The following is a 20459-nucleotide window of genomic DNA, read 5'->3' as shown; positions in this document are numbered from 1 at the left end:
CGGAGAACCCACATGATCGTGATCAACGCGCGTTTTCTCACCCAGCAAGTGAGTGGTGTGCAGCGTTTCGCCGAGCAGATTTCGCTGTCGCTGGCGCGACTGCGCAGCGACCTCCACTTCGTCGCACCGCCCGGTGAAATCCTCCGTCCGGAAGTCGCCCGCCAGCTGAATGTCGAGCAGATCGGCCGTCGCGACGGGCACCTCTGGGAGCAGGTCGACCTGCCGCTGTGGCTGGCCCGTCACGGCCGGCCGCTGCTGGTCTCGCTGTGCAGCACGGCGCCGCTGGCCTATTCGAAGCAGGTCGTCACGCACCACGACATCACCTACGTGCGCCACCCGGAAAGCTTCTCCTGGAAGTTCCGCGCGCTATACCGCCTGATGATTCCGCTGATGCTGTGTCGCTCGCTGGCGCAGGTCACGGTCAGCGAGTTCTCCCGTGGGGAAATCGCCTCGCACTACGGTGTCGATCCCAAGGGCATCCATGTGATCGCTAATGCAGTGTCCGCCGAGTTTTGCACCGGCCTCGAGCCGACGCTGCTGGAGCGTCCCTATGTACTGGCGGTGTCCTCGCCGGCCTCGCACAAGAATTTCTCCCGGCTGATCGAAGCGTTCCGCCTGCTCGGCGAGATGGATGTGGAGCTGCGCATCGTCGGCGCCGCCCACCGCAGCTTTGTCGATGCGCAGTTGCAGCAGAGCGGGCAGGGCGAGCGGGTGCGCTGGCTGGGCCGGCTGGACGACGATCAGCTGATCGAGCAGTACCGCAACGCTGCCGTCTTCGCCTTCCCGTCGCTGTACGAAGGTTTCGGCATCCCGCCGCTGGAAGCACAGGCCTGCGGCTGCCCGGTGGTCGCCGCCCGCAGTGCCTCGATCCCGGAAGTGCTGGGCAACTCGGTGCTGTACTTCGACCCCCTCGATCCGCCCGGCATTGCCGCCGCGCTGCGCCGCGTGCTGCTCGACCACAAGCTGCGCGCCGACTTGCGCCGCCTGGGACAGGAGAACGTCCTGCGCTACTCCTGGGACATCTCCGCCCTGCGGCTTTCCAGCCTGATCGACTCCTTTCTGACCGAGCGCTCGGACTACCCGGCGCGCTTCGACGCCAAACAGATCGCCAAGCAAGGAGGCAGATCATGAAGGGCATCATCCTCGCCGGTGGCTCCGGTACCCGCTTGCACCCCATTACCCTGGGCGTGTCCAAGCAACTGCTGCCGATCTACGACAAGCCGATGGTGTACTACCCGCTGTCGGTGCTGATGCTCGCCGGCATCGACGACATCCTGCTGATCTGCACGCCTACCGACTTGCCGAACTTCCGCGCCCTGCTCGGTGACGGTGAGCAGTTCGGCGTGCGCCTGCAGTACGCCGTGCAGCCTTCGCCGGACGGGTTGGCGCAGGCCTTCCTGATCGGTGCGCAATTCATCGGCGACGATTCGGTGTGTCTGGTGCTGGGCGACAACATCTTCTACGGACAGGGCTTCACCGAAACCCTGCGCGAAGCTGCCACGCGAGCCCGGGGCGCCACCGTATTCGGCTACCAGGTAGCGGACCCGGGGCGCTTCGGCGTGGTCGAGTTCGACGACGCAGGTCGCGTGCTGTCCATCGAGGAAAAGCCCCGCGTGCCGCGCTCGAACTATGCCGTCACCGGCCTGTATTTCTACGACAACCGGGTGGTGGAGATGGCCCGCCAGATCCGCCCTTCGGCCCGTGGCGAGCTGGAAATCACTGACATCAACAACCTCTACCTGGAACTGGGCGAACTGCACGTCAGCCTGCTCGGTCGCGGGTTCGCCTGGCTGGACACCGGCACCCACGAGTCGCTGATGGAGGCCGGTCATTTCGTGCAGACCATCGAGGAACGCCAGGGATTGAAGGTCGCCTGCCTGGAGGAAATAGCCTTCCAGCAGGGCTGGCTCAGCGAGAGCCTGCTGGCCCTGCAGGCCGAGCGCCTGAGCAAGACCGGCTATGGCCGCTACCTGCAGCAATTGCTGCTGGACAAGCGACAGTGAACCCGCACCCGGCGAGCCCGTGGAGGGCTGGCCGGCACTGCGCCCGATAACGGACTGCGATGCAGCGGCGCCAGGAGCGACGCCGGCAGTCGTGAGGTCATCATGCCCAACAAGACGAAAGGAATTCTGCGTGCGCACCAGTCACTCATCTCGCTGGCGCACCGCCTGAGCGACATCCTGGTGATCGTGCTCACCGGGGTCGTGCTGCTCGGTGCTGGCAATGGCGTGCTGGATGCACAGATCTGGGTCTCGGTGCTGCTCTGCGTGATGCTGTTCCACTGGCTCGGCGAGCTGAACCAGCTCTATGGCTCCTGGCGCGGCGAGTCGCTGCTGCGTGAGTCGCTGAGCGTCACCCTGTACTGGTCGCTGGCGTTCTTCGCCGTGCTGCTGCTGGACATCTCGCTGCGCCACGTGGAGCTGGAAGAGCCCCGGCGGCTGGGCTGGTTCGCCGCGGCGCTGCTGATCATGTGCGGCTACCGCCTGGCGATCCGCATGCTGCTGCGTGTCGCCCGCCGTCACGGTTTCAACAGCCGCAACGTGGCCATCTACGGCACCGGCGAAGTCGGCGCGCGACTGGCCGAGACCATCCTTGCCGCACCCTGGATGGGCCTGCGCCTGGTCGGCTTCTACGACGACCGCCCGCAGCAGATGGAACTGGGCGAACGGGTGCCGGTGAAAGGCGACCGCCTGGCACTGATCGAAGCCGCCCGCTCGGGGCAGATCGACAAGGTCTATCTGACCTTGCCGCTGTCCCGCGAGCCGCTGCTCAACGAGCTGATCCGCGAGCTTTCCGACACCACGGTATCGGTCTACCTGATCCCCGATCTGTTCATGTTCGACCTGCTTCACGCGCGCAGCGAAAGCATCAACGGGCTGGCCACCATCAGCATCTTCGACACGCCCATGGACGGCCCCAACGCGGTGCTCAAGCGCATCGAGGACGTGGTGCTGGCCTCGCTGATCCTGTTGCTGATCGCCGTGCCCATGCTGTTCATCGCAGTGGCCGTGAAGCTCACCTCGCGCGGCCCGGTGCTGTTCCGCCAGACCCGCTACGGTATGGATGGCCGGCCCATCCGCGTCTGGAAATTCCGCAGCATGACGGTCATGGAGGACGGCGCCGCCGTTATCCAGGCCTCGCGCAACGATTGCCGCATCACCCCGCTGGGCGCCTTCCTGCGGCGCACCTCGCTGGATGAATTGCCACAGTTCTTCAACGTCTTGCTCGGCGACATGTCGGTGGTCGGCCCACGCCCCCACGCCGTGGCGCACAACGAGCAATACCGGCGTCAGGTCAGCCGTTACATGCTGCGTCACAAGGTCAAGCCAGGCATTACCGGCTGGGCCCAGGTGAACGGCTGGCGTGGCGAAACAGACACCCTGGAGAAGATGCAGAAGCGCATCGAGTTCGACCTGGACTACATCGAGAACTGGTCCGTCTGGTGGGACCTGAAGATCGTCTTGCTGACCCTGTTCAAGGGTTTCGTACACCGCAATGCCTATTGAGTTTCCACACAAGCTTCAAGGAAGGATTGCCATGAAAAACCTGCTCGCTTTCAGCTTTGTAGTCGGCAGTCTGGCGCTACAAGGCTGCGTGTTCTCCCCCGGTCAGCACATGACGGATTCCGATATCCAACGCGAGGCACAGAAAGAGGGAATGAACATCACCCTCGTGCCCATCACGCCCCAGGTGCTGCAACGCCAGGAGGCCGCGTTCGCCGCCAAACCCGGTGTACCCCCAGAGTTGCTGAACTACCGCCCGCCGCAGGAGGACTACGTGATCGGCGGCGGCGACGTGCTGCTGGTGACCGTCTGGGACCACCCGGAACTGACCAGCCCCGGTTCCACCCAGCAGATGGAAGCCAACGGACGCGTGGTCGGCGCCGACGGCAACATCTTCTTCCCCTATGCCGGCGTGGTGCGCGCCGAAGGACAGACCCCGGCGCAGTTGCGTACGAGCCTGTCCCGACGGCTGGCGAACAAGGGTATCGTCGACCCGCAGGTGGACGTCACCGTGCTGCGCTATGGCAGCCAGCACGTGGTGCTTTCCGGGGCCTTCCAGAACGGCGGGCAGGTCGAGCTGAACAACACGCCGACCACGCTGGTGCAGGCAGTCAGCAAGGCGGGGGTGGTCACCGGTGAAGCGGACTTGTCCGGCCTGGTCCTCAAGCGTGATGGCCGCGAGTACGTGCTCGACGTCGACGCCTTGAACCGCTCCGGTTCGACCCTGACCGGCATCTACCTGAAGAATGGCGACCAGATTCACCTGCCCTACAACGACCGCAAGAAAGTCTACGTGGTCGGTGAAGTGGAACGTCCGCAGGTGGTCACCTACCGCACCACCGGTCTGTCGCTGCTGGAAGTGCTCGGCAACGCCGGCGGCCTGGCCCCGGAAACCTCCGACGGCGACTCGGTCTACGTGATCCGTGGCAATCCGGAACCGGTCGCCGGCACCGCGCCGGGGACCTTCCAGGCCCAGGTCTTCCACCTGGAAGCCAAGCGCCCGACCGCCTACGCCCTGGCCAAGGAATTCGCCATGCAGCCGCAGGACGTGGTGTTCATCGGCCCGGCCAACATCACCCGCTGGAACCGCTTCATCAGCCAGTTGCTGCCATCGGCCAACTTCATTGGCACCAGCGCCGCCGTCGGCGGCAACTGATCGCGACCCGCACTCTCTGGCAATGCCCGCAGCGTTGGGGAATTTTCCCACCGCTGCGGGTGGATCGCTGGAATCGACTCCGCGCCGGGTGGTGGCCATCATCGCCGCCATCGGGTGCAGGGACGCACCACTCCTAGGCGGGCTCCACTCCGCCGCTCTCCTTTGGGACCTTCCCCTAGCACAGGGTCCCGAACCCGCCCGCGTTGCAGCGCCGGCGGGTTTTTTTTGCCCGGCGTTCGGCAGCTCGGGCCTGGTCCCTACACCGCTTTCCATGGAGCAGCCATTACGTACGAACGGGGTACCTCCTCAGGGAGGCGGCGCCGGACAGTCGGCGTGCTACCATATATTCCCAAAAGAAATTACATAGTAATAATTAATTCTTTTTTGATTTATAGAGCTTCTTTTATCGTGGCCCCCAGCGTTGCCGTGACAGCGAAAGGGGATGGCGGTTATCCGCCAGGATGAAGGGGGCTCGTGGCGGTTTTCCGCTGATTTTTCCGAAGGAATTTGCTTGCAGATCGTTCGAGTGTCGGAAATGGCGGGCGTGTCAGGCAGGTAAGGCCGGTTGGCCTGGGGATTGCCTAGCCACTGACGCATGCCCCGCGCATTGCCACAACAACAAGACACGAGATCCGATCCATGCCATTCCATTCTTCTGCTGCCCTCCCGCCTGCTTGCCTGCGCTCGATCCCCGCATAGGGGAGCGCCGAACACCGCCGAATTACCGCATGCCGAGCGTGCCTGCCACGCCATGGCCGCTGCTTGCCGTTCGGTCGGGCTCCGCTGGAGCCAGTGGTCGCCTTGAATGGCCTGCTTTCCAAGATCAATAAAATGGGGAAATTCCAATGAAACGCCGCACTCTCACGCAATCGAGCCTCGCGCTCGCCATCGCTGCCGCAGGCCTCGCACAATCCGCCGTCGCCGGTGGGTTCATCGAAGACAGCAAGGCCAACCTGACCCTGCGCAACTACTACATCAACACCGACAACCGCAACGGCACCGCCGAGCCGAGCAAGCAGGAAGAGTGGGGCCAGGGTTTCCTGCTCAACTACACCTCCGGCTTCACCGAAGGCACCGTGGGCTTCGGCGTCGACGCACTCGGCCTGCTGGGCGTACGCCTGGACAGCGGCAAGGGCACACATTACAACCCAACCAGCTCGAGCTTTTCCGGTACTGTCTTCCCCACCGATGGTGATGGTCGCGCGGTCGACGATTTCTCTCACCTGGGCGCCACCGGCAAGGTGAAGGTTTCCAGCACCGTGCTGCAGTACGGCACCCTGCTGCCCAAGCTGCCGGTCGTGACCTACAACGACGGTCGCCTGTTGCCGCAGACCTTCGAAGGTGGCCAGGTCACCTCGAACGAGTTCAAGGACCTGACCCTGCTCGGCGGTCAGCTGGAACACATGAAGGGCCGCAGCTCCAGCAACAACGAAGGGCTGTCCATCGCCGGCGCCAACAACGCGCGCACGGGCGAGTTCGTCAACAAGTTCTACTACGGCGGCGCCGACTACAAGCTGACCAAGGACCTGACGCTGCAGTACTACTACGGCAACCTGCAGGACTTCTACAAACAGCACTTCCTCGGCCTGCAGCACAACTGGGCGATCGGCCCGGGCGTGCTCAAGAGCGACCTGCGTTACTTCCACAGCAGCGATGACGGCAAGAACGGTCACGACAAGAACTTCTACACCAGCGGTTACTACGGCAACGGTGTGACCAAGGGCGAAGTCGACAACCGCGCCTGGAGCGGCCTGTTCACCTACACCGTCAGCGGCCACAGCTTCGGCGCCGGCTACCAGCAGCTCAGCGGAGACAGCGACTTCCCGTTCATCAACAACGGCGACGGCGCCACTGCCTACCTGATCACCGACGTGCAGATCGGCAAGTTCCTGCGCGCCGGCGAGCGCACCTGGCAGGTCCGTTACGGCTACGACTTCGCCCAGGCCGGCTTGCCGGGCCTGACCTTCCAGACCTTGTACCTGCACGGCGACAACATCGACACCAAGTACGGCGACAAGAGCGAGTGGGAGCGTGATATCTCCCTGGCCTATGTGATCCCGGATGGCACCTTCAAGGGCCTGGGCTTCACCTGGAAGAACGCCGCCCTGCGCAGCGGCCTGCCGACCACTGGTTCGGGCACCGCGACCCAGCGTGACCAGGACGAGAACCGTCTGATCGTCAGCTACACCATCCCGCTGCTGTAACGCTGCGAATTCTGTAGGAGCGAGCCACGCCCGCGATCCGTGAGCAGGGCTCACGGACCTCTGGTATCAGGGGGCGCGACTTTGTCCGCGGTCGCAGGCGAGGCCCGTTCCTGCAGGTTTCGGGCAATGAAAAAGGCCGTCGTTCCGGTGGGAGCGACGGCCTTTTTGTCTTCAGCGGATCAGCGCTTCTGCGGTGCCGGTTGCTGCTGGGTGATGCAGTGGATGTTGCCGCCGCCCAGGAGGATCTCGCGGCCCGGCACCATGACGATCTCGTGCTCGGGGAAGAGGCGCTTCAGGGTGGCTTCGGCCTCGGCGTCCGCCGGGTCGTCGAAGCGCGGGGCGATGATGCCGCCGTTGACGATCAGGAAGTTGACATACGAACCGGCCAGGCGGATCGACGGATCGCGCGGCTGGGTGCCGATCACCAGGTCGATGCCTTCGCACTCGGCTTCGGTCGCGTGGATCGGGCCGGGGATGAGGATCTTGTGCACGGTCAGCTGGCGGCCCTTGGCGTCACGGGCAGATTCCAGCACGCGCATGGCGGCCTGGCAGCGCTCGTAGTTCGGGTCGTTCTGGTCTTCGGTCCAGGCCAGCAGTACTTCGCCCGGGCGCACGTAGCAGCAGAAGTTGTCGACGTGGCCGTCGGTCTCGTCGTTGAACAGGCCGTCCGGCAGCCAGATCACGGTGTCGATGGCCAGGTGTTCGCGCAGCACGGCCTCGATCTCTTCGCGGCTCAGGTGCGGGTTGCGGTTGTGGTTGAGCAGGCACTCCTCGGTGGTGATCAGGGTGCCTTCGCCGTCCACGTGGATCGAGCCGCCTTCGAGCACGAAGCCTTCGGTGCGGTAGCCGTCGCAGCGCTCGATGCCGAGGATCTTGCTCGCCACCTGGTCGTCGCGGTGCCAGGGGAAGTACAGGCCGCCTTCCAGGCCGCCCCAGGCGTTGAAGGTCCAGTCCACGCCGCGCACGTCGCCCTGGTCGTTGGTGACGAAGGTCGGGCCGGTGTCGCGCACCCAGGCGTCGTCGTTGCTGATTTCCACCACGCGGATGTTGGCCGCGTCCGCCAGCTGCGCACGGGCGTTCTCGTACTGGCCGGCGGAGACGCCGATGGTTACCGGCTCGAAGCGGGCGATGGCGCGGGCTACGGTGCTGAAGGCGGCCTGTGCGGGCTTGCCGCCCAGGCGCCAGTTGTCCGGACGCTCGGGCCAGACCATCCAGGTCTGGGTCTGGGGTTCCCATTCCGCCGGCATGCGGAAGCCATCGGCGCGGGGAGTGCTGGTCAGCGTGGTCATGGGGCGGTCCTTGGTCAGTGCTTCGTGGAAGGGGCGAGCCGATAGCCATCGAGGGGTATCGCTGCGCTCCGCCCATCCTACGGAGGGGGTTGTGTCATTCGGGAGATCGTCGCCGGTAGCGCCGCAAGAGCGGTCCAGTATAGGCCGCCAGTCACTGCCTCGCGTCAGGACTCTCCCAGGGTGGGAGAATTTATATCCGATAAAAATCGGTTTATGAAGAGCTGTTAAGGAATAATTCGGCCGTTTATCCAGATTTGTATCGGATAAAAATCGATTATTTCAGCGGCGAGGGACGCTTCGGCAGGCAGGGTGGCAGGTACAGCGACAGGTAGGCGTCGATCACCCGCATGCCTTCTTCGGCCAGGCGCCCGGTGATCTGCCCATGGCGCTGCACGGAGAGGGCGTAGACGCGGTCGCCCAGCTCGATGGCCAGGCTGAAGACCTCGATGTCCTGCGGTAGCGGCGGCAGCTCGAAGTGGCGTTCGAACAGTTCGCGCATGGCCTGGCCGAGTTGCACGTCGTGCTGGCTGTCGGCCTGGGTGACTTCGGCGAGGCCGTGGCTGGCGAGGATCAGCTGGCGCGCAGCGGCGTCTTCGGCGTAAACGGCCAGGGTGCGCTGTTCGACCAGTCGTGCGAGGTCGCGCCAGTCGCGCAGGGCGGCGTGGTCGACGGGCTGTTCCAGGCAGGCTCGGAAGGCGGCGTGGACGTCGCTGGTCAGCCCTTGCAGCAGGGCCGGCACGCTGGGGAAGAAGTGGTAGACGGAGGAGGGCGGGATGTCCGCGCGCTCGGCTACCGCGTAGATCGACAGCCCCGCCGCGCCACTCTCGGCCAGCAGGGCGCGGGCAGCCTCGAGGATCACGGCGATGCGTGCCTGGCTGCTGGCGCGGGGCTTGCGAGTGGGAGAGGGTGCGGGCATGACGACCTCCGGAGCTGGGCGGCTATTGGACGCCAGCTCCGGGGTGCTCGGCAAGTCAGCTGCCGCCGTCGCGCAGCTTGGCCCAGACGTCGGTGATCACCGGGGCAGTCTTCTCCGGCGCGGTTTCCAGGGCGAACAGGCGACGCTTGGTCTCCTGGTCCGGGTACAGACCCGGCTGGTCGCGCAGGGCGGCGTCGAGGAACTGCGCGGAGTCCTTGTTGCCGTTGGGGTAGAGGGTGGCGGCAGTGATCTGCGCGGCGACCTTGGGCTGCATCAGGTAGTCGATGAACTTGAGCGCCAGGTCCGGGTGCTCGGATGCGCTGGGGATCACCAGGTTGTCGATGAACAGCACCGAGCCTTCCTGCGGTACCACGAAGCGCACCGGCTGGCCGGCGTTGGCCGCGCCCAGGGCGTCGCCGACCCAGGCCATGGCGACGCACAGCTTGCCGGCATTGAGGTCCTGGATGTAGCGCTCGCTGTCGATGTAGCGCAGGTTCGGGCGCAGCTGCGCAAGTACCTCGCCGGCGCGGCGAATCTGTGACGGCGCACTGCGGGCAAAGTTGCGGCCCTGGTAGTTCATCAGCACCGAGAAGGCTTCATCCGGCGCGTCCAGCAGGCTCATGCCGCAGGCCTTCAGGCGCTGGCTCTGCTGCGGGTCGAACAGGATGCTCCAGCTGTCGGGCAGCTTGCCGCCGTAGGCCTTCTCCGCTTCGGGTTCGTTGATCGCCAGGCCCACGGCGCCCCACAGGTAGGGCACGGCGTGCTGGTTGTTGGGGTCGACGGCGGCCAGCTTGCTCAGCAGCTGGGTGTCGAGGTGGCTGCGGTTGGGCAGCTTGCTGAAGTCCAGCGCCTGGATGCGTTTGTCGCGGATCAGCGCCGGCAGGTCGTTGTGCGAGGGCACCGCGACGTCGAATTTCTCGCCGCTCTCCAGGGCCTTCTTGACCTCTTCGGCGGTGCTGTAGGTCGTGTACTCGACCCGGATGCCGGTGTCCTTCTCGAAGTCCTTGAGCACTTCGGGGGCGATGTAGTCGTTCCAGTTGTAGACGCGGATGACCTGGTCGGCCCAGGCGGACAGCGGGCACAACAGCATCAGAATCAAGGCGTACAGGCGTGGCATTAGCGATCTCCCTGAATGAACCACGTAATCAGCGGATGCGGCATTCATTCGCCGCTCGATAGCGCGACAGCAAAGACACGACAGACGCGATGGACGCCCGGACAGGCGGATGGAGACATCGCGAGCAGGAAGGAACGACGGATGTGAATCGCCCTGGCGCCCCTCCTCGCCATGGCAATGTCGCGGTCCCCCAGATGTGCCAGAGGCACAAGGAAACGCCGGCACGAGGGCCGGCGTTTCATTTACCACTTATACGGTATGCAAGTACCAGTTGTACTCGAGGTCGGAGATCGAATACTCGAACTCCTGCATCTCATGCTCCTTGCACGCGACGAAGATGTCGATGTACTCGGGGCTGATGTACTTGTTCATCACGTCGCTGTCGTCCAGCTCGCGCAGTGCATCGCGCAGGTTGTTCGGCAGGCTCTGTTCCAGCTGCTCGTAGGCGTTGCCTTCGATCGGCGCGCCCGGCTCGACCTTGTTGGTCAGGCCGTGGTGGACGCCGGCCAGTACCGCCGAGAGCAGCAGGTACGGGTTGGCGTCGGCACCGGCGACCCGGTGCTCCAGGCGCACCGCTTCCGGCGCTCCGGTCGGCACGCGCAGGGCGACGGTACGGTTGTCCAGGCCCCAGCTCGGTGCGTTCGGCACGAAGAAGGCCGAACCGAAACGGCGGTACGAGTTGACGTTCGGGCAAAGGAACGCCATCGACGCCGGCAGGGTCTCGAGCACACCGCCGATCGCGTGGCGCAACGCGGCGTTCTGCTCGGGATCCTCGCTGGTGAAGATGTTCTTGCCGTCCTTGTCGAGCAGCGAGACGTGGACGTGCAGACCGTTGCCTGCCTGACCCGGGTAGGGCTTGGCCATGAAGGTCGAGTCCATCTCGTGGTCGTAGGCGACGTTCTTGATCAGGCGCTTGAGCAGGACTGCGTAATCGCAGGCCTTCAGGGCGTCGTCAACGTGGTGCATGTTGACTTCGAACTGGGCCGGGGCGCTTTCCTTGACGATGGCGTCGGCCGGAATGCCCTGGGCGCGGGCGCCGTCGATGATGTCCTGCAGGCAGTCGGCGTACTCGTCGAGGTCGTCGATGGAGTAGACCTGCACCGATTGCGGACGCTTGCCGGAGATCGGCGAGCGCGGCGGCTGCGGACGGCCGTTCACGTTCTCCTGGTCGATCAGGTAGAACTCGAGTTCGAAGGCGGCGACGATGGTCAGACCGATGTCGGTGAACTTCTGCACTACCTGGCGCAGCACTTCACGCGGGTCGGCGAAGAACGGCGTGCGTTCTTCCATCTCGTGCATGGTCATCAGCAGCTGCGCGGTCGGGCGCTTCTGCCAGGGTTCCATGGAGAGGGTGTTGGGGATTGGGAAACAGACGCGATCCGCGTCGCCAATGTCCAGGCCGAGGCCGGTGCTTTCTACGGTGGAGCCGGTAATGTCGAGAGCGAAGAGAGAGGCGGGGAGGTTGATGCCCTTCTCATAGACTTTGGGCAGGTTGGTGCGTTCGATGCGCTTGCCGCGGACCACACCATTCATGTCTGCAATAAGGAGGTCGACGAACTGGACCTCGGGGTGTTCCTTCAGGAACTCACTCGCTTCTTCGAGCGACACGGCACTCTGGGGTACCGACATGATGTAACACCTTTATTGTTAAAAATTTCAATCATTCGAAAGCTGAGGTGTGAGTCAATCCGAATTGGCAAGGGTTGTCAATGTCGCACCAAAGTGGGGCGCACCTGTCGTGATGGGCCGTTTTTGGGGCGTTTCAAGCCGCTTTTGATGAGCGGAGAGCCTTTGGTGGCGGGCTGTTCAGTGGGGCGTGTTTGATTTTTTACATGACTATTGTGTAAAAAAATGAACAAGGCTAAGCTCGGCCTCAAGCCCATAACACTTACAAACACGGGTGTCCCATGTCTCGCCTGCCGTTAATCGGCGTGTCCGCCTGCATCAAGCAGATCGCATCCAAACCCTACCATGTTGCTGGCGACAAATACCTCAGAGCGCTGATCTCCGGGGCCTCGGGCATTCCTTTGATCATTCCCTCCCTGGGCGATGCCATCGACCAGGAAGACATGTTGGCCGCGTTCGACGGCCTGCTCTTCACAGGCTCGGCGTCGAACGTCGAGCCCCATCATTATAGTGGCTCCGCGAGCATTGCAGGCACTCCTCATGATCCCGAGCGCGACAGTACGACGCTGCCGCTGATTCGCCGCGCCGTCGCGGCCGGGATTCCGGTGCTGGGCATCTGCCGCGGCTTCCAGGAAATGAACGTCGCCTTTGGCGGTTCGCTGCACCAGAAAGTGCACGAAGTCGAAGGCTTGATGGACCACCGCGAACCTGCGGGTGAACCGATCGAAATCCAATATGGTCTGCGGCACGTCGTCGACGTGCAGCCGGGCGGCGTTTTCGCCGGTATCGGGCTACCCTCGCAGTTCCAGGTCAACTCTATTCACGGCCAGGGCGTTGATCGTCTGGCGCCCGGCCTTCGTGTAGAAGCTCTGGCGCCTGACGGGTTGGTTGAAGCCTTCTCCGTCGAAGGTGCGGCCTTTGCCGTCGGGGTGCAGTGGCACCCGGAGTGGCAGGTCGAAACGAACCCCAACTATCTCGCTATCTTCCAGGCATTCGGCAAAGCCTGCAGCAAGAGGGCGGGGAACCGCTGAGTCCGGCGTTGGGGCCGGGCTCTCAAACCCTGAGGTCTTTATGACTAGCAAGTTAGACCAGCTCAGTGGCTGGTTGAAAGAACGCAAGATCACCGAAGTGGAATGCATGATCGCCGACCTGACCGGGATTGCCCGGGGCAAGATCGCGCCGACCGCGAAATTCCTCAACGAGAAGGGCATGCGCCTGCCGGAGAGCGTTCTCCTGCAGACCGTGACCGGTGATTACGTCGAAGACGACATCTATTACGACCTGCTGGACCCGGCCGACATCGATATGGTCTGCCGCCCGGACGAGAATGCCGTGTTCCTCGTCCCCTGGGCCATCGAGCCGACTGCGATGGTCATCCACGACACCTACGACAAGCTGGGCAACCCCATCGAGCTGTCGCCGCGCAACGTGCTCAAGCGCGTTCTCCAGCTGTACGCCGACAAGGGCTGGAAACCTATCGTGGCGCCGGAGATGGAGTTCTACCTGACCAAGCGCAGCGACGACCCCGACTACCCGCTGCAGGCTCCGATCGGCCGTTCCGGTCGCCAGGAGACCGGTCGCCAGTCCTTCTCCATCGACGCGGCGAACGAATTCGACCCGCTGTTCGAGGACATGTACGACTGGTGCGAACTGCAGGGCCTGGATCTGGACACCCTGATCCATGAAGAAGGCACCGCGCAGATGGAGATCAACTTCCGTCACGGCGATGCCCTGGACCTGGCCGACCAGATCGTGGTGTTCAAGCGCACCATGCGCGAGGCCGCCCTCAAGCACAACGTCGCCGCCACCTTCATGGCCAAGCCGATGACCGGCGAGCCGGGCAGTGCCATGCACCTGCACCAGAGCATCGTCGACCTCAAGACCGGCAAGAACATCTTCTCCAACGCCGACGGCAGCATGAGCGAGCTATTCCTGCACCACATCGGCGGCCTGCAGAAGCTGATCCCCGAGGCGCTGCCGCTGTTCGCCCCGAACGTCAACTCGTTCCGCCGCTTCCTGCCCGACACCTCGGCGCCGGTGAACGTCGAGTGGGGCGAGGAGAACCGTACCGTGGGCCTGCGCGTACCGGATTCCACCCCGGACAACCGCCGCGTGGAGAACCGCCTGGCCGGCGCCGACGCCAACCCTTACCTGGCCCTGGCGGCCAGCCTGCTGTGCGGCTACATCGGCATGGTCGAAGGTCTCAAACCCAGTGCCCAGGTCAAAGGCCGTGGCTACGAACGGCGTAACCTGCGCCTGCCGCTGACCATCGAAGCCGCCCTGGAGTGCATGGAAGGCAGCAAGACCCTGGAGAAATACCTGGGTGACAAGTTCATTCGGGGCTACGTCGCGGTGAAGCGCGCCGAGCACGAGAACTTCAAGCGAGTAATCAGTTCCTGGGAGCGTGAGTTCCTTCTGCTTTCTGTCTGATCGGCGTGGGGTCCGGCGCATGGCCGGGCCCCGTGTTTCTTAGAGAAGAGGTTTTATCAAGATGACTAACCAGACCAGCGCCAACACCCAACACTGGCAGGCGCTCAGCCGCGATCACCACCTGGCTCCGTTCACCGACTACAAGCAACTGAACGAGAAGGGTGCGCGCATCATCACCAAGGCCGAAGGCGTGTACCTGTGGGACAGCGAGGGCAACAAGATCCTCGACGGCATGGCTGGCCTGTGGTGCGTGAACGTCGGCTACGGTCGCAAGGAGCTTGCTGAAGTCGCCTACAAGCAGATGCAGGAACTGCCCTACTACAACCTGTTCTTCCAGACCGCCCACCCGCCGGTGCTGGAGCTGTCCAAGGCGATCGCCGACATCGCCCCCGAAGGCATGAACCACGTGTTCTTCACCGGCTCGGGCTCGGAGTCCAACGACACCGTGCTGCGCATGGTTCGCCACTACTGGACCATCAAGGGTCAGCCGCAGAAGAAAGTGGTCATCGGCCGCTGGAACGGCTACCACGGCTCCACCGTCGCCGGCGTCAGCCTGGGCGGCATGAAGGCCCTGCACGAGCAGGGTGACCTGCCGATCCCCGGCATCGAGCACATTGCCCAGCCGTACTGGTTCGGCGAAGGCGGTGACATGGACCCGGAAGAGTTCGGCGTCTGGGCGGCCGAGCAACTGGAGAAGAAGATTCTCGAAGTCGGCGAAGACAAGGTCGCTGCCTTCATCGCCGAGCCCCTGCAGGGCGCGGGCGGCGTGATCATTCCGCCGAAGACCTATTGGCCGAAGATCCGCGAGATCCTCGCCAAGTACGACATCCTGTTCATCGCCGACGAAGTCATCTGCGGCTTCGGCCGTACCGGCGAATGGTTCGGCAGCCAGTACTTCGGCAACGCCCCGGACCTGATGCCGATCGCCAAGGGCCTGACCTCCGGCTACATCCCCATGGGTGGCGTGATCGTTCGCGACGAGATCGTCCATACCCTGAATGAGGGTGGGGAGTTCTACCACGGCTTCACTTACTCTGGTCACCCGGTAGCCGCTGCGGTGGCGCTGGAGAACATCCGCATCCTGCGGGAAGAGAAGATCGTCGAGCGTGTGAAGAACGAAACGGCACCGTATTTGCAACAGCGCTGGCAAGAGCTGGCCGACCATCCCCTGGTAGGCGAAGCCCGCGGGGTAGGCCTGGTGGCAGCACTGGAGCTGGTGAAGAACAAGAAGACCCGCGAGCGCTTCGAAGGCAAGGGTGTCGGGATGCTGTGCCGCGAGCACTGCTTCCGCAACGGTCTGATCATGCGCGCGGTGGGAGACACTATGATTATCTCGCCGCCGCTGGTGATCGAGAAATCGCAGATCGATGACCTGATCACCCTGGCGCGCAAGTGCCTCGATCAAACCGCCGCAGCCGTTCTGTCTTGAGTCTTTCACCGGACCTTTGACAGACTGCGCCTGTGCGTTGGCCAGGCTCACCGGGTGGTGACGGAAGGAGATGTCCACGCCACCCGGAACATCAAAAAAACAAACGGAGCTACCCGCATGTTCAAGACCTTCGGCAAATCCCTGCTCGCTGTAACGCTGGCAGGCGCTGTGGCTGGTATGGCGCAGGCAGATGACAAGGTGCTGCACGTCTACAACTGGTCGGACTACATCGCGCCGGACACGGTCGACAAGTTCACCAAGGAAACCGGAATCAAGGTCGTCTACGACGTCTACGACAGCAACGAAGTGCTGGAAGCCAAGCTGCTGGCCGGCAAGTCGGGCTACGACATCGTGGTGCCGTCCAACTCCTTCCTGGCCAAGCAGATCAAGGCTGGCGTCTACACGCCGCTGGACAAGTCCAAGCTGCCGAACTGGAAGAACCTGAACCCGGACATCATGAAGACGCTGGAGATCAGCGACCCGGGCAACCAGTACGCGATCCCGTACATGTGGGGCACCATCGGCATCGGCTACAACCCGGACAAGGTCAAGGCAGCGCTGGGCGACAACGCCCCGGTGGACTCCTGGGATCTGGTGTTCAAGCCGGAAAACATCCAGAAGCTGAAGGCCTGCGGCGTGAGCTTCCTCGACTCGCCGACCGAAATGCTGCCGGCTGCCCTGCACTACCTGGGCTACAAGCCCGATAGCCAGGACCCGAAAGAGCTCAAGGAAGCCGAAGCGCTGTTCCTGAAGATTCGCCCGTACGTCTCCTACTTCCACTCCTCCAAGTACATCTCCGATATCGCCAACGGCAACATCTGCGTGGCTATCGGTTACTCGGGTGACGTGTACCAGGCCAAGTCCCGCGCTGAAGAAGCCAAGAACAAGGTCACTGTGAAGTACAACATTCCGAAGGAAGGTGCTGGCGCGTTCTTCGACACCGTCGCCATTCCGAAGGATGCCGAGAACCAGGAAGCCGCGCTGAAGTGGATCAACTTCCTGCTCGAGCCGGCGGTCATGTCCGAGATCACCAACGTCGTGCAGTTCCCGAACGGCAACGCCGCAGCCACCCCGATGGTGAGCGAGGCGATCCGCAACGACCCGGGCGTGTATCCGACTCCGGAAACCATGAAGAAGCTGTACGCCTTCCCGGACCTGCCGGCGAAGACCCAGCGTCTGATGACCCGCAGCTGGACCACCATCAAGTCCGGCAAGTAATCGGGTAATCGCTGTCGCCTGGCGCGCCAGCGGATGGTCCGGACAGCGGCGGGGGAGTGCGCTCCCTCGCCCGCTACCGGTAGCAACAAACAGCTTCCATCGGTGGAATGGCTGCGCAAGCCCCGGCGCTCTCGTGCTGTAAAGGGTTCGGCGCTATCCACGGACCGGCCGTCGAAACCCCGGCAGCAACCGACTGAAGTAGTCAAAAACAACGAGAGGACTCACGTGTGCGCATTCCCTTCCGCAGAACCCTGATCGCTGCAGTCTCCGTCTTCGGCCTGACTTCGCTGGCCCAGGCGGAACAGACCGTCCACATCTACAACTGGTCGGACTACATCGGTGAAACCACCCTCGCCGATTTCGAGAAGGAAACCGGTATCAAGCCGGTGTACGACGTCTTCGACTCCAACGAAACCCTGGAAGGCAAGCTGCTGGCCGGTCGTACCGGCTACGACGTGGTCGTGCCGTCCAACCACTTCCTCGGTCGCCAGATCAAGGCCGGCGCGTTCCAGAAGCTGGACAAGAGCCAGCTGCCGAACTGGTCGAACCTCGATCCGCACCTGATGAAGCAGCTCGAGGCCAACGACCCGGGCAACCTGTACGGCGTGCCGTACCTGTGGGGCACCAACGGCATCGGCTACAACGTCGAGAAGGTCAAGGCCGTGCTGGGTGTCGACACCATCGATTCGTGGGCCGTCCTCTTCGAGCCCGAGAACATGAAGAAGCTCAGCCAGTGTGGCGTCGCCTTCCTCGATTCGGGCGACGAGATGATGCCGGCTGTGCTCAAGTACATGGGGCTGGACCCCAACAGCACCAACCCGGATGACTACAAGAAGGTGGAGGATAAGCTGATGAAGGTGCGTCCGTACGTCACCTACTTCCACTCCTCCAAGTACATCTCTGACCTGGCCAACGGCAACATCTGTGTCGCGGCCGGTTTCTCCGGTGACGTGTTCCAGGCCGCCAACCGCGCCAAGGAAGCCGGCAAGGGCGTGAACATCGCCTATGCCATTCCCAAGGAAGGCGCCAACCTCTGGTTCGACATCCTCGCCGTGCCGAAGGATGCCTCCAACCCGAAGGCGGCCCACGCGTTCATCAACTACCTGCTCAAACCCGAAGTGATTGCCAAGGTCAGCGATTACGTCGGTTACGCCAACCCGAACCCCAAGGCTGGCGAATTCATGGATGAGTCCGTGCGCAATAATCCTGAGGTGTACCCATCCCAGGAGGTTCTCGACAAACTCTTCGTGCAGCATGAGCTGCCGCCGAAGATCCTGCGCCTCATGACCCGTTCCTGGACCAAGATCAAGTCGGGCAAGTAAGACGGTTTTCCCCAAATCCGTCCGCGCGGGCACGGAGCGTCGCAGGGCCCCTCGAAAGGCCCGGCGGCGCACGTAAACTGCGCCAGCCCTGTAATACCAAGCATGCCCGGCCGCGGGGGCCGGGCCTCTATGATTTGGGAGTTGTGGTAATGGCAATAGCCTCCGGTGCCTACAAGAAAGCCTTGAGTGGCGACCAGAAGCCTAAAGAGGTTCTGGTAAAAATCGACCGGGTCAGCAAGCAGTTCGACGAAACGCTGGCTGTGGACAGCGTGTCCCTGGACATCAAGAAAGGCGAGATCTTCGCCCTGCTGGGTGGTTCGGGTTCGGGCAAGTCGACCCTGCTTCGCATGCTGGCTGGTTTCGAGCGTCCCACTGAAGGTCGCATCTTCCTCGATGGCCAGGACATTACCGACCTGCCGCCCTATGAGCGGCCGATCAACATGATGTTCCAGTCGTACGCCTTGTTCCCCCACATGAGCGTGGCGCAGAACATCGCCTTCGGCCTGAAGCAGGACGGTCTGCCCAAGGCGGAGATCGACAAGATCGTCGACGAGATGCTCAAGCTCGTGCAGATGACCCAGTACGCCAAGCGCAAGCCGCACCAGCTCTCCGGCGGCCAGCGTCAGCGCGTGGCCCTGGCCCGCTCCCTGGCCAAGCGGCCGAAGCTGCTGCTGCTCGACGAACCCATGGGCGCACTGGACAAGAAACTGCGTTCGCAGATGCAGCTGGAACTGGTGGAGATCATCGAGCGCGTGGGCGTGACCTGCGTGATGGTGACCCACGACCAGGAAGAGGCCATGACCATGGCCCAGCGCATCGCCATCATGCACCTGGGTTGCATCGAGCAGATCGGCAGCCCGATGGACATCTACGAGACGCCGGCCAGCCGCCTGATTTGCGAGTTCATCGGCAACGTCAACCTGTTCGACGGCGAGATCGTCGAGGACCTGCAGGACCACGCGGTGATCGCCTGCCCGCAGCTGGAAAACCCGATCTACATCGGCCACGGCATCAGCACCCGTGCCGAGAACAAGCGCATGACCTACGCGCTGCGTCCTGAAAAGGTCATGGTCAGCGCGCAGAAGCCGGAAAACCTCGAACACGAAGGCTTCAACGTCGCCCAGGGCACCGTCCACGACATCGCCTACCTGGGCGGTCACTCGGTGTACTACATCAAGCTGGCCTCCGGCTTCATCGTCCAGGCCTTCATGGCCAACGCCGAGCGCCACGTCGCGCGCCCGACCTGGGACCAGCCGGTTTACATCAGCTGGTACGACGACAGCGGTGTGGTACTGCAATCATGAACATCAGCAAATCGCTCATGAAACGCCTGCCGAACGGCCGGCATGCCGTGATCGGTGTGCCGTTCTTCTGGCTCTTCTTGTTCTTCCTGCTGCCCTTCGCCATCGTGCTGAAGATCAGTCTGGCGGCAGCGGACGTGGCCATTCCGCCGTACACCGAAGTCTTCCAGTACGCCGACCAGACGCTCCAGGTCGTGATGAACCTGGGCAACTACCTGATGCTGACGGACGACCCGCTCTACATCGACGCCTACCTGGGCTCGCTGAAGATGGCGGCGATCAGCACCTTCCTGTGCCTGCTCATCGGATACCCGATGGCCTATGCCATCGCCCGCGCCAGCAAGGAAATGCAGACCGTCCTGCTGCTGCTGATCATGATGCCGACCTGGACGGCGATCCTGATCCGCGTGTACGCCTGGATGGGCATCCTGTCCAACAACGGCCTGCTCAACAGCTTCCTGATGTGGCTGGGCATCATCAACGAACCGCTGACGATCCTGAACACCAACTTCGCGGTGTACATCGGCATCGTCTACTCGTACCTGCCCTTCATGGTCATGCCGCTCTACGCCAACCTGGTGAAGCACGACATGAGCCTGCTGGAAGCCGCCTCCGACCTCGGCGCGCGCAGCTTCACCAGCTTCTGGAAGATCACCGTCCCGCTGTCCAAGAACGGCATCATCGCCGGCTGCATGCTGGTATTCATCCCGGCGGTGGGCGAGTTCGTGATCCCGGAACTGCTGGGCGGCCCCGAGACGCTGATGATCGGCAAGGTGCTGTGGCAGGAGTTCTTCAACAACCGTGACTGGCCGGTGGCTTCCGCCCTTGCCGTCGTGATGCTGGCGATCCTGATCGTGCCCATCATCTTCTTCAACAAGAACCAGGCTAAAGAGCTGGAGGGCAAGGTATGAGCCACTTCAAGGCGATCTGCCCATCATCTCCTTCAAC

Annotated in this window: 16 protein-coding genes; 12 read left to right on the top strand and 4 right to left on the bottom strand. The window is 63.1% G+C overall.

Going from position 1 to position 20459, the window contains the following annotated elements:
* The first annotated feature begins 12 nt into the window (after positions 1–12).
* The 5 genes from IB275_RS29235 to IB275_RS29215 all read left to right on the top strand — a co-directional run bounded on the left by IB275_RS29235 (position 13) and on the right by IB275_RS29215 (position 6863).
* Positions 13–1131 (top strand): glycosyltransferase family 4 protein, encoded by a 1119-nt coding sequence (locus tag IB275_RS29235; RefSeq protein ID WP_192293479.1) that lies wholly within the window; start codon positions 13–15, stop codon positions 1129–1131.
* Complete coding sequence (gene rfbA, locus IB275_RS29230; protein WP_192293476.1) at positions 1128–2003, top strand: glucose-1-phosphate thymidylyltransferase RfbA; 876 nt, start codon at positions 1128–1130, stop codon at positions 2001–2003. The genes IB275_RS29235 and rfbA overlap by 4 nt, the downstream gene beginning before the upstream one ends.
* 102 nt (positions 2004–2105) lie before the next feature.
* Entirely contained in the window at positions 2106–3506 is a 1401-nt protein-coding gene (locus IB275_RS29225; protein ID WP_192293474.1) for an undecaprenyl-phosphate glucose phosphotransferase, read from the top strand.
* A 31-nt stretch (positions 3507–3537) separates the two neighbouring features.
* Positions 3538–4659, top strand: coding sequence for a polysaccharide biosynthesis/export family protein (locus tag IB275_RS29220; RefSeq protein ID WP_192293472.1), 1122 nt, complete (start codon positions 3538–3540; stop codon positions 4657–4659).
* An 845-nt stretch (positions 4660–5504) separates the two neighbouring features.
* Positions 5505–6863: an OprD family porin gene (locus IB275_RS29215; protein ID WP_192293470.1), complete on the top strand. Its 1359-nt coding sequence runs from the start codon at positions 5505–5507 to the stop codon at positions 6861–6863.
* A gap of 179 nt (positions 6864–7042) precedes the next feature.
* Here the strand turns inward: IB275_RS29215 and aguA are convergent, their stop codons facing one another.
* The 4 genes from aguA to IB275_RS29195 all read right to left on the bottom strand — a co-directional run bounded on the left by aguA (position 7043) and on the right by IB275_RS29195 (position 11814).
* On the bottom strand, positions 7043–8152 hold the full coding sequence (aguA, locus tag IB275_RS29210) for an agmatine deiminase (protein ID WP_192293468.1): 1110 nt from the start codon (positions 8150–8152) through the stop codon (positions 7043–7045).
* A gap of 274 nt (positions 8153–8426) precedes the next feature.
* The gene (locus IB275_RS29205) at positions 8427–9068 is read right to left on the bottom strand and encodes a TetR/AcrR family transcriptional regulator (protein ID WP_081515235.1); all 642 of its coding nucleotides are present in this window, start codon (positions 9066–9068) and stop codon (positions 8427–8429) included.
* 55 nt (positions 9069–9123) lie between these two features.
* Positions 9124–10185 (bottom strand): polyamine ABC transporter substrate-binding protein, encoded by a 1062-nt coding sequence (locus tag IB275_RS29200; RefSeq protein ID WP_081515236.1) that lies wholly within the window; start codon positions 10183–10185, stop codon positions 9124–9126.
* 249 nt (positions 10186–10434) lie between these two features.
* A complete protein-coding gene (locus tag IB275_RS29195) occupies positions 10435–11814 on the bottom strand; it encodes a glutamine synthetase family protein (RefSeq protein WP_024762139.1) in 1380 nt (459 codons plus the stop codon).
* A gap of 278 nt (positions 11815–12092) precedes the next feature.
* Between IB275_RS29195 and IB275_RS29190 the strand changes: the two genes are divergently transcribed.
* From IB275_RS29190 to IB275_RS29160, 7 genes are all read left to right on the top strand, one after another.
* A complete protein-coding gene (locus IB275_RS29190) occupies positions 12093–12842 on the top strand; it encodes a gamma-glutamyl-gamma-aminobutyrate hydrolase family protein (RefSeq protein ID WP_081515237.1) in 750 nt (249 codons plus the stop codon).
* Positions 12843–12882: 40 nt separating this feature from the next.
* Positions 12883–14241: a glutamine synthetase family protein gene (locus IB275_RS29185; protein WP_081515238.1), complete on the top strand. Its 1359-nt coding sequence runs from the start codon at positions 12883–12885 to the stop codon at positions 14239–14241.
* Positions 14242–14302: 61 nt separating this feature from the next.
* A complete protein-coding gene (locus IB275_RS29180) occupies positions 14303–15670 on the top strand; it encodes an aspartate aminotransferase family protein (RefSeq protein ID WP_045215532.1) in 1368 nt (455 codons plus the stop codon).
* Positions 15671–15787: 117 nt separating this feature from the next.
* A complete protein-coding gene (locus tag IB275_RS29175) occupies positions 15788–16888 on the top strand; it encodes a polyamine ABC transporter substrate-binding protein (RefSeq protein WP_081515239.1) in 1101 nt (366 codons plus the stop codon).
* 251 nt (positions 16889–17139) lie between these two features.
* A complete protein-coding gene (locus IB275_RS29170) occupies positions 17140–18210 on the top strand; it encodes a polyamine ABC transporter substrate-binding protein (RefSeq protein WP_225594893.1) in 1071 nt (356 codons plus the stop codon).
* A 149-nt stretch (positions 18211–18359) separates the two neighbouring features.
* On the top strand, positions 18360–19514 hold the full coding sequence (locus IB275_RS29165; protein WP_015479458.1) for an ABC transporter ATP-binding protein: 1155 nt from the start codon (positions 18360–18362) through the stop codon (positions 19512–19514).
* Between the two features lie 26 nt (positions 19515–19540).
* Positions 19541–20422, top strand: coding sequence for an ABC transporter permease subunit (locus IB275_RS29160; RefSeq protein ID WP_138214270.1), 882 nt, complete (start codon positions 19541–19543; stop codon positions 20420–20422).
* Positions 20423–20459: the final 37 nt, after the last annotated feature.

Origin of the sequence: Pseudomonas sp. PDM21 (genome assembly GCF_014852505.2) — a bacterium.
Classification (GTDB): domain Bacteria; phylum Pseudomonadota; class Gammaproteobacteria; order Pseudomonadales; family Pseudomonadaceae; genus Pseudomonas.
The sequence above is the reverse complement of the archived record's forward strand: the minus strand, read 5'-3'. Positions and strand labels throughout refer to the sequence as shown.

Excerpts from the sequence above, each read along its gene's own strand:
- IB275_RS29235 (WP_192293479.1), top strand. The coding sequence starts at position 13 with ATGATCGTGATCAACGCGCGTTTTCTCACCCAGCAAGTGAGTGGTGTG.
- rfbA (WP_192293476.1), top strand. The coding sequence starts at position 1,128 with ATGAAGGGCATCATCCTCGCCGGTGGCTCCGGTACCCGCTTGCACCCC.
- IB275_RS29225 (WP_192293474.1), top strand. The coding sequence starts at position 2,106 with ATGCCCAACAAGACGAAAGGAATTCTGCGTGCGCACCAGTCACTCATC.
- IB275_RS29220 (WP_192293472.1), top strand. The coding sequence starts at position 3,538 with ATGAAAAACCTGCTCGCTTTCAGCTTTGTAGTCGGCAGTCTGGCGCTA.
- IB275_RS29215 (WP_192293470.1), top strand. The coding sequence starts at position 5,505 with ATGAAACGCCGCACTCTCACGCAATCGAGCCTCGCGCTCGCCATCGCT.
- aguA (WP_192293468.1), bottom strand. The coding sequence starts at position 8,152 with ATGACCACGCTGACCAGCACTCCCCGCGCCGATGGCTTCCGCATGCCG.
- IB275_RS29205 (WP_081515235.1), bottom strand. The coding sequence starts at position 9,068 with ATGCCCGCACCCTCTCCCACTCGCAAGCCCCGCGCCAGCAGCCAGGCA.
- IB275_RS29200 (WP_081515236.1), bottom strand. The coding sequence starts at position 10,185 with ATGCCACGCCTGTACGCCTTGATTCTGATGCTGTTGTGCCCGCTGTCC.
- IB275_RS29195 (WP_024762139.1), bottom strand. The coding sequence starts at position 11,814 with ATGTCGGTACCCCAGAGTGCCGTGTCGCTCGAAGAAGCGAGTGAGTTC.
- IB275_RS29190 (WP_081515237.1), top strand. The coding sequence starts at position 12,093 with ATGTCTCGCCTGCCGTTAATCGGCGTGTCCGCCTGCATCAAGCAGATC.
- IB275_RS29185 (WP_081515238.1), top strand. The coding sequence starts at position 12,883 with ATGACTAGCAAGTTAGACCAGCTCAGTGGCTGGTTGAAAGAACGCAAG.
- IB275_RS29180 (WP_045215532.1), top strand. The coding sequence starts at position 14,303 with ATGACTAACCAGACCAGCGCCAACACCCAACACTGGCAGGCGCTCAGC.
- IB275_RS29175 (WP_081515239.1), top strand. The coding sequence starts at position 15,788 with ATGTTCAAGACCTTCGGCAAATCCCTGCTCGCTGTAACGCTGGCAGGC.
- IB275_RS29165 (WP_015479458.1), top strand. The coding sequence starts at position 18,360 with ATGGCAATAGCCTCCGGTGCCTACAAGAAAGCCTTGAGTGGCGACCAG.